Origin of the sequence: Allomesorhizobium camelthorni (genome assembly GCF_011045125.1) — a bacterium.
In the GTDB taxonomy this organism is placed as follows: Bacteria; Pseudomonadota; Alphaproteobacteria; order Rhizobiales; family Rhizobiaceae; genus Allomesorhizobium; species Allomesorhizobium camelthorni.
In genome coordinates, this window is the sequence record NZ_JAAKZF010000148.1 from 1 (window position 1) to 7800 (window position 7800).

At 59.0% G+C, this 7800-nt stretch carries 8 protein-coding genes; 5 read left to right on the top strand and 3 right to left on the bottom strand.

Translation table 11 applies throughout. The annotated features are described in order from the left end of the window. The first annotated feature begins 291 nt into the window (after window positions 1-291). From G6N73_RS33695 to G6N73_RS33715, 5 genes are all read left to right on the top strand, one after another. Window positions 292-1080, top strand: a complete 789-nt coding sequence (locus tag G6N73_RS33695) for a helix-turn-helix transcriptional regulator (protein WP_165034241.1) — start codon at window positions 292-294, stop codon at window positions 1078-1080. Between the two features lie 7 nt (window positions 1081-1087). After that, entirely contained in the window at window positions 1088-1570 is a 483-nt protein-coding gene (locus tag G6N73_RS33700) for a hypothetical protein (protein ID WP_165034242.1), read from the top strand. A 390-nt stretch (window positions 1571-1960) separates the two neighbouring features. Next, window positions 1961-2854 (top strand): mannose-1-phosphate guanylyltransferase/mannose-6-phosphate isomerase, encoded by an 894-nt coding sequence (locus tag G6N73_RS33705; RefSeq protein ID WP_425484190.1) that lies wholly within the window; start codon window positions 1961-1963, stop codon window positions 2852-2854. Window positions 2855-2902: 48 nt separating this feature from the next. Further along, on the top strand, window positions 2903-3136 hold the full coding sequence (locus tag G6N73_RS33710) for a DUF2061 domain-containing protein (RefSeq protein WP_165034243.1): 234 nt from the start codon (window positions 2903-2905) through the stop codon (window positions 3134-3136). Further along, window positions 3088-3405, top strand: a complete 318-nt coding sequence (locus G6N73_RS33715) for a hypothetical protein (protein WP_246252785.1) — start codon at window positions 3088-3090, stop codon at window positions 3403-3405. Before G6N73_RS33710 ends, G6N73_RS33715 begins: the two co-directional genes overlap by 49 nt. A 38-nt stretch (window positions 3406-3443) precedes the next feature. On the opposite strand, the gene cysQ is transcribed toward G6N73_RS33715, so the two are convergent. The 3 genes from cysQ to cysD are packed head-to-tail and all read right to left on the bottom strand — an operon-like array spanning window position 3444 to window position 7098. Further along, the gene (cysQ, locus tag G6N73_RS33720) at window positions 3444-4307 is read right to left on the bottom strand and encodes a 3'(2'),5'-bisphosphate nucleotidase CysQ (protein ID WP_165034244.1); all 864 of its coding nucleotides are present in this window, start codon (window positions 4305-4307) and stop codon (window positions 3444-3446) included. Further along, the gene (cysN, locus tag G6N73_RS33725; protein WP_165034245.1) at window positions 4255-6192 is read right to left on the bottom strand and encodes a sulfate adenylyltransferase subunit CysN; all 1938 of its coding nucleotides are present in this window, start codon (window positions 6190-6192) and stop codon (window positions 4255-4257) included. The genes cysQ and cysN overlap by 53 nt, the downstream gene beginning before the upstream one ends. After that, window positions 6193-7098 (bottom strand): sulfate adenylyltransferase subunit CysD, encoded by a 906-nt coding sequence (gene cysD, locus G6N73_RS33730; protein WP_165034246.1) that lies wholly within the window; start codon window positions 7096-7098, stop codon window positions 6193-6195. Between the last annotated feature and the right edge of the window lie 702 nt (window positions 7099-7800).

Here is a 7800-nt window from a genome sequence, read left to right on the forward strand (position 1 = left end):
TCAAAGCGCCGCCGGCATTCTCGCCCGAACAGCAGTATCAGCTGCCGCGACGTTGGGTTTTGCGCCGCAACTCCATGCCGCTGATGGGACGACGTGAAAGCGGTGTATTTCGACAAGAAGCCGGGGCAACCTGACATTGCTTATCCGAAAGGAGGACCATAGCCCGGATGTAACCCTTTCGAGCTATTTCTTATCCCGGTAAGCGGGTATATAATCTGTTTTGATTATAAAACATGCCAACCAGTAATCCTGTCTATCCGAGGGGCTGCCGCACTCTTTGAGTATGCAACAATGGTCGAGGCCATGAATACCAGCGTTCGACTTGCAGGCAGCGGTGTTGCGCCATTCAAGAGGATCTTGGTCCTTGTCGCCCTTCCCGGTAGCGTTTCTGACTGTCTTCTTCACGCGCTGGAACGCGAGTTTCCCTGGATTTTGGTTGAACAAGTGCAAAACGTCGAGTCGGCGTGCGTGAAATTCGAGCACCCCGTTTCACTTATCTTGATAGAACCTGAGTTCCTCGGGGAAATTGGTGTCTTTGCCGACACGATTGCCAGGCACCACCCCTCCTCGATCACGGCGGTCATGTATGACGACCACAGCGATCAAGGAAATACTGTTGATGACATTAAGTCGTCCCGCACTGTCCGCAACGTATTGCCGATGAATCTGAGACTGGACTTGTGGCTTTCGGTGATACGGCTCTTGCTCCGTGGGGGAGAGTATTTTCCGATTTCTTTCATGCATAACGGGCGCCAGTCGGAGCCGAACAAGGATGCCGCCGCGCGATCGAGTTCAAGCGATCGGAAGGAAATCAGCCCGATCGTCGACCCCCAGCGTCGCAATTTGGACTGTCTTACGGAACGTGAGCACCAGGTCTTGGAGATGGTGTCCCACGGTTGCCAGAACAAAATAATTGCGGCAAAATTCAACCTTTCCGAGCACACTGTGAAAGTCCACATTCACAACATCATAAAGAAGCTCGGCGCCCAGAACCGGACCGCAGCGGCCGCAATCTTCCTGGCTCGGGCCGCAGAGGCCAATACGCACAATAGCGCCCTCGCCGGCTATGTCGGGCAGTGAGCACGCCATGCCTCGCTTTCAGGAAATATTGCTCGTTCTGGGCCAGCTGAACTACACCTGGACCAATACGGAAAGCCTGCTGATCTATCTCATCGCTGGCCTCGCCGAAGTCGACAAAGAAACCGCCATTGTCATCTTCCTGACCCTGAACACGACGCGGGCTCGCATCGAGCTTGTCGAACGTCTTGCCAAACTCCAGAAGACACCGCCGGATCGCCGACGCGCGATACTCACGGTGACCGATCAACTGACGCGGAAAGCCAAGCTAAGGAACAAATATAGCCACTGCATTTATTCCTTCGACGAGTCCGGCTCATCGGCAAAAACCCAACTGATGAGGGTCTTTGATGCGAAGGACGAAATCCGATACGGCAAGATGGAAGACTTGGACGATGCAGAAATCGAAAAGATCAGGAGCTATATCTTCGATATCAGGGAGATAAACGAGACCATCTGGAGGCTTGTCAGGCAATACTCCTACCCGTGCTGATTTCGCACGGGTTCAAAGGGTCTCGCCTTCGCAGCCGATCGTGTTGAATGCGTAGCTCGTCGTGACTTTCTCGTTTGGCAAACTGGATGTGACGCGGCGTCGATGCATGGCCCCGCGGAAAATGCCGCATCATGTTGATATCGCAGTCATACCTGTGCTGAAAGAGGGTTAAGATCGGTGCCGGTCGTGCCCCCTCAGCTCGTCATGAACAGCGGGAGAAATCAAGCGGTTTGCGTATTTCGGAGGTAGGGTCATCCTTTGACGCCGATTCACAGTTTGAGCGCGCCGCGGGAAGCGAAGCCCGGCACTTTTGCAATGGGGCTGCCCGACAACACTAGCTAGAGCCTCTATCGCATCGAGCGAATTTTCGCGCGTCGCCGCCGTCGCGTCCTGGGCGCAGAATCCCCGCTGCTGATATGCAATGAGGAGCATCGTTTCCTGGCGGCCGAACAGATGCGACTGATCGGCCGGGAAGATGCATCCATCCTTCTGGAGCCGGTCGGCCGCAATACGGCTCCGGCGATCGCGCTTGCGGCGCTTTTCGCTACGCGAAATGGCGACGACCCGCTTCTGCTCGTCCTCGCAGCCGACCATTTCATCCTGGATGTCGACCGCTTTTGTGAGAGCGTCAAAAAAGCCGTGCCCATGGCCGAGCAGGGAAAGCTCGTCACGTTTGGCATCGTGCCGGACCGCAACGAGACGGGATACGGCTATATATTGCGCGGCGAGGCGCTTTCCGACGGCGGCTTCGTCGTCGGCCGATTCGAGGAGAAGCCGGACCGGCAGACCGCCGAAAAATACGTGAAGAGCGGCGATTACTACTGGAACAGCGGCATGTTCATGTTTCGCGCCAGCCGCTATCTCGAGGAACTGAAGCGCCGCCGGCCTGAAATCCTCGACGCCTGCAGCCGATCGATTTCCGTGACCGAGCCGGACATGCAGTTCGTGCGGGTCGACGCGGAAGCCTTCGAGGCATGCCCGGCGGAGTCGATCGACTATGCGGTGATGGAAAAAACCGACGACGCCGTCGTCATTCCGCTCGATGCAAGGTGGAGCGATATCGGCTCCTGGTCCGCTCTCTGGGACGTTCAGGAGCGCGACGGCGATGGAAACGCATTCAAGGGCGATGTCTTGTCCCTTTCCAGCAACAACAACAACGTGCGCGCGGACGGGCGCCTCGTCGCCATCGTCGGCGTGAAAGATCTCGTCGTGGTCGAAACGAAGGACGCGGTTCCGTTGGCGCCATCCGGACTGATGCTCCTGGCCACCAAAGCTTTACAATAGGACGGCTGTTGATATCTGATCGTCTCACTTCCCCCGGAGCGATAGCGCATGTTCATTCCTGTTCCCGAGACCCACGGCAGATCGATCGCAAAGGCTGTCAGTTGGCGCATCACAGGCAGCCTCGATACTTTCGCGCTGAGTTGGCTCATAACGGGAAACGTGGTCTCCGCAGGCTCCATCGCCACCGCCGAGGTGATTACAAAGATCGTCCTCTACTACCTCCACGAGCGGGCATGGTCATTCATTCCATTTGGACGGCGCATGACTTTGCCCGTCGATTGAGCAGCACAACGATCGTTGGCCCCATTCCTGCGATGTGTTACATCGTTGCCACGGCAGAAGCGACGATCATACCGTTCCATGAAGCCGTCAAAACGGCCATCCGCCGCGAGTTCGAACTGGCAAAGGTCTGCTTCGGCAATGACTGGCAGTTGCTGTGCATAGAGGAAAACTGGGGCGATACGCTTGATGACCGGCATACGCTGAGAATGCTCCGATCTTTGAACCGGAACGGATCCTGCTACAGCAGGATGTTTTGCCGGAGAGACTAGCGCCAGTTCCGTTCCGCTGGAATCGGATGGATGCTCAGTCAGCGTAAGCGCTGATCCGTCGCAGCCGGTGACGCATCTGCTATGAACCAGGGATTTGCGAAATCCGCCTCGTCGCGCTGCCCGCGTTTGCCATAGCGAAGCGGCCTGCCGTCAGTGGTGCGGGTCATGCCGCCTGCCGCACGGAGGATCGCATCGCCGGCCGCGGTATCCCATTCCATGGTGCGGCCGAAACGCGGATAGAGATCGGCCGCTCCGCTCGCCAGCAGGCAGAATTTCAACGACGAGCCCACCGAGACGATTTCCGCGCCCTCGAATCTGGCAATGAATTCGTCGGTCTCGGGCGTGCGATGGGATCGGCTCGCGACGATCGTAAGCGGCTTGGCTGCGCTGCGTACCGATATCTTGCGGCGGGCCGCCGGCAAGAAGTCCCGCGAAATTGAAACCTCGGTCGCTTCGCCGGAACGGCCGGAGTACAACACACTCCTTGCCGGCGCGTAGACCACGCCCATTTCGGGTGACCCATTGCGCACCAGCGCGATGTTGACGGTGAAGTCCTTTTGGCGGTTGATGAACTCCCTGGTGCCGTCGAGCGGATCGATCAGCAGGATCGCGTCGCCTTCCAGCACCGGCACCACGCCGGCGGCGACTTCTTCTTCCGCCACGCAGGTTACGCCCGCCAGCGCGATGCGAAGACCTTCGAGAATCACCCGTTCAGCCGCCCGGTCGGCCTCGGTCACCGGCGAAGCATCCGCCTTCGTCTCGTGGATAAATCCGGCCGCGAAGATATCCATGGCGGCGCGGCCCGCCGACAGCGCCAACCCTTCGAATAGGGCGAGGACGGCCTTTTCGTCAGATGGATCCACCTTCGTCGGCAGGAGGTCGTTGGGCAATGTTGCGTTCATGGAGCCATCTTTCGAGCGCATCTACTATCTCTTCCGGCGATTTGCCGGTCGTCGTCAGCCTTATGTCCGGATTTTCAGGCGTCTCGTAGGGCGAATCGACACCGGTGAAATTCTTGATCTCGCCGCCGAGCGCCTTCGCATAGAGCCCTTTCGGATCGCGCGCGGCGCATTCCTCGAACGGCGTATCGACAAACACCTCGATGAACTCGCCCTCGCCCATCATCTCCCGCGCCATGCGGCGCTCCGCGCGAAACGGCGAGATGAAGGAGACGATCACCATCAGGCCGGCGTCCACCATCAGCCGCGCCACTTCGGCGACGCGGCGGATGTTTTCGACACGGTCCTCGTCGGTGAAGCCGAGATCGCGGTTCAGCCCGTGGCGGACATTGTCGCCGTCGAGAATGTAGGTGTGGAGGCCGCTCGCATGCAGCTTCTTTTCGAGCAGATTGGCGATGGTCGATTTGCCCGAACCCGAAAGCCCGGTGAACCAGAGGACCCCCGGCTTCTGGTGCTTGGCCGCGGCGCGGGCGCTCTTCGTCACCTCCAGCGACTGCCAGTGGATGTTGTCAGCGCGGCGCAGCCCATGCAAGATCATGCCGGCCCCGACCGTCGCATTGGTGATGCGGTCGATGAGGATGAACGCGCCGGTGGTGCGATTTTCGGCATAGGTGTCGAAGGCGATCGGGGCCTGGGTGGATAGATTGCAAACGCCGACTTCGTTGAGGTCGAGCGACTTGGCGGCCTGATGCGCGAATGAATTCACATCGACGCGGTACTTCAGTTCGGTAACGGTCGCGTTCGCCTGGTCTGTCTCGGTGCGGAAGATATAGGAACGTCCCGGCAGAAGCGGATGCTCGTCGAACCAGATGATGTTGGCCGTGAACTGGTCGGCGACGTGAGGCGGCGCCTCGGGCGCAACTAGCATATTGCCGCGCGAGACTTCGATCTCGTCTTCCAGGACGATGGTGACCGCCTGCCCTTCCACCGCCCGTTCGAGATCCCGGCCCTGCGCGACGATGCGCTTGACGCGCGATTGCTTGCCGGACTTCGCGACGACGATCTCGTCACCCGCTGCGATAGAGCCCGACGCGACCGTTCCCGCGAAGCCGCGGAAATCGAGATTCGGCCGGTTCACGTATTGGACAGGAAACCGGAACGGCTGTCCGGCCGCGGCATCGACCGCCACCGTTTCGAGATGGTCGATCAGGGTCGGGCCGGCATACCAGCCGGTCTGCGCTGACCGCCGCGAGACGTTGTCGCCGAAGCGCGCCGACATCGGGATCGGCACGATGGACGAGAAGCCGAGATCCTTGGCGAACTCCGTGTAGTCGGCGACGATCCTGGCGAACACATCACGGTCGAACCCAACCAGATCGATCTTGTTGACCGCAAGCACCACGTGGCGGATGCCGAGCAGCGAAGCGATGATCGAATGGCGGCGCGTCTGGCGCAGCACGCCCTGCCTGGCGTCGACCAGCACAATGGCGAGATCGGCGGTCGAGGCGCCCGTGGCCATATTGCGTGTATACTGTTCGTGGCCGGGTGTGTCGGCCACGATGAATTTTCGCTTGGGCGTGGCGAAGAAGCGGTAGGCGACGTCGATGGTGATGCCCTGCTCGCGCTCGGCTTCCAGCCCATCCATGAGCAATGCGAAATCGATGTCGTCGCCGGTCGTGCCGTGCTTCTTCGAATCGCGCTCGAGCGTCGCGAGCTGGTCCTCGAAAATCTGTTTGGTGTCGGACAGCAGGCGGCCGATCAGCGTCGACTTGCCGTCGTCGACCGAACCGCACGTCAGGAAGCGCAGCAGCGATTTCTGCTCATGGTCGGCGAGAAATCCATCGATCCCGACCACCGCACCGGCCGTTTTAGGCGACACACGATGCATTCAGAAATACCCTTCGCGCTTCTTTTTTTCCATCGAACCGGCCTCGTCCCGATCGATCAGCCGACCCTGGCGTTCCGAGGTTCGGGCGATCAGCATCTCGTTGACGATGCTTTCGAGATCGCCGGCGTCGGAATCGATCGCCCCCGTCAGCGGGTAGCAGCCGAGCGTCCTGAAACGGACCAGACGGTTCTCGATGACCTCGCCGGGCCGAAGCTTCATGCGGTCGTCGTCGCGCATGATCATCATGCCGTCGCGCTCGACCACCGGCCGCTTCTTGGCGAAATAAAGTGGCACGATCGGGATGTCCTCGCGCAATATGTATTGCCAGATGTCGAGTTCGGTCCAGTTGGACAGCGGGAAGACGCGGATCGATTCACCCGGCGAAATCCGGGTGTTGTAGATCTTCCACATTTCCGGACGCTGGTTCTTTGGATCCCAGACATGCTGCGCGTTGCGAAACGAGAAGATGCGCTCCTTGGCGCGCGACTTTTCCTCGTCGCGGCGGGCTCCGCCAAAGGCCGCGTCAAAACCGTATTTGTCGAGCGCCTGGCGCAGCCCCACCGTCTTCATGACATGGGTGTGGGTATTCGAGCCATGGTCGAAGGGATTGATGCCGTCGCGCACGCCGTCTTCGTTGACATGGACGAGAAGGTCGAAGCCCAGTTTCTCGGCCATGGAGTCGCGAAACTCGATCATCTCGCGAAACTTCCAGGTCGTGTCGACGTGAAGAAAAGGAAATGGCGGCTTGGCCGGATAGAAGGCCTTCATCGCCAGATGCAGCAGGACCGACGAATCCTTGCCTACCGAATAGAGCATCACCGGTTTGGCAAAGGTCGCGGCCACCTCGCGAAAAATATGGGTGGCCTCGGCCTCTAGGAGTTGCAGATGCGTCAAAGGGACATTCATGTCGGCACTTTCTGAACCAGCCTTTTGACGGCGAGCAAAGCACCGACCCTGCAGATCTACAACCATGATTTGACCGCTTCAAGGCGGGCCTAGCACCTGCTGCTGGCGCAGCGGCACTGAATGAGCAGGGGTCTTACAAACATTTCAGTAGCGCAACAACTGTAGAATTGACTGGACGCGATCGTGTCACAGGTGCAGCTGATGGCCATTAGTCGCCGTATTCTCCCGCAAAGGCTGGATTGATCAACGTGCCACTGCCGGCAGACTGATGAGCGGATCATCTGGCTGATGGTCTCAAGATCGTGTGGTGCGCCGCTGCACGGCCCATTCATTATTCTGTTCGAGGACCAACACCTATGTCCTGACGCTGACGATCCACGGCATGCGATCTGCCTTCTACAACCGCAATAAGCGCGAGAACGGCGTCACCGCATTTATGGAGCGTCTCGTCGAACGCGGTATGCACACCAACAACATCGTGGTTGCGAGCGCAACAAGGCGGCACCTATCATCTGGGCGATTCTGAGAACCAACACCCTGCTTCAGCCGCTCTCCGCCTGGCGCGCGCAAATAGCTTCAACTCCTGTTTCAACGTTTCAGCCGGATGCGGCAAACCTAGCTAGTTTCCGTCCACAAACGGCAACTTATTGATTTTGTTCAGTGCTTCGTAGCTTTGCGCGAGCAAGGCCCGGCGGTTTCAGG

Coding starts and splice junctions, on each gene's coding strand:
- G6N73_RS33695 (WP_165034241.1), top strand. CDS start 292: ATGGTCGAGGCCATGAATACCAGCGTTCGACTTGCAGGCAGCGGTGTT.
- G6N73_RS33700 (WP_165034242.1), top strand. CDS start 1,088: ATGCCTCGCTTTCAGGAAATATTGCTCGTTCTGGGCCAGCTGAACTAC.
- G6N73_RS33710 (WP_165034243.1), top strand. CDS start 2,903: ATGTTCATTCCTGTTCCCGAGACCCACGGCAGATCGATCGCAAAGGCT.
- G6N73_RS33715 (WP_246252785.1), top strand. CDS start 3,088: ATGGTCATTCATTCCATTTGGACGGCGCATGACTTTGCCCGTCGATTG.
- cysQ (WP_165034244.1), bottom strand. CDS start 4,307: ATGAACGCAACATTGCCCAACGACCTCCTGCCGACGAAGGTGGATCCA.
- cysN (WP_165034245.1), bottom strand. CDS start 6,192: ATGCATCGTGTGTCGCCTAAAACGGCCGGTGCGGTGGTCGGGATCGAT.
- cysD (WP_165034246.1), bottom strand. CDS start 7,098: ATGAATGTCCCTTTGACGCATCTGCAACTCCTAGAGGCCGAGGCCACC.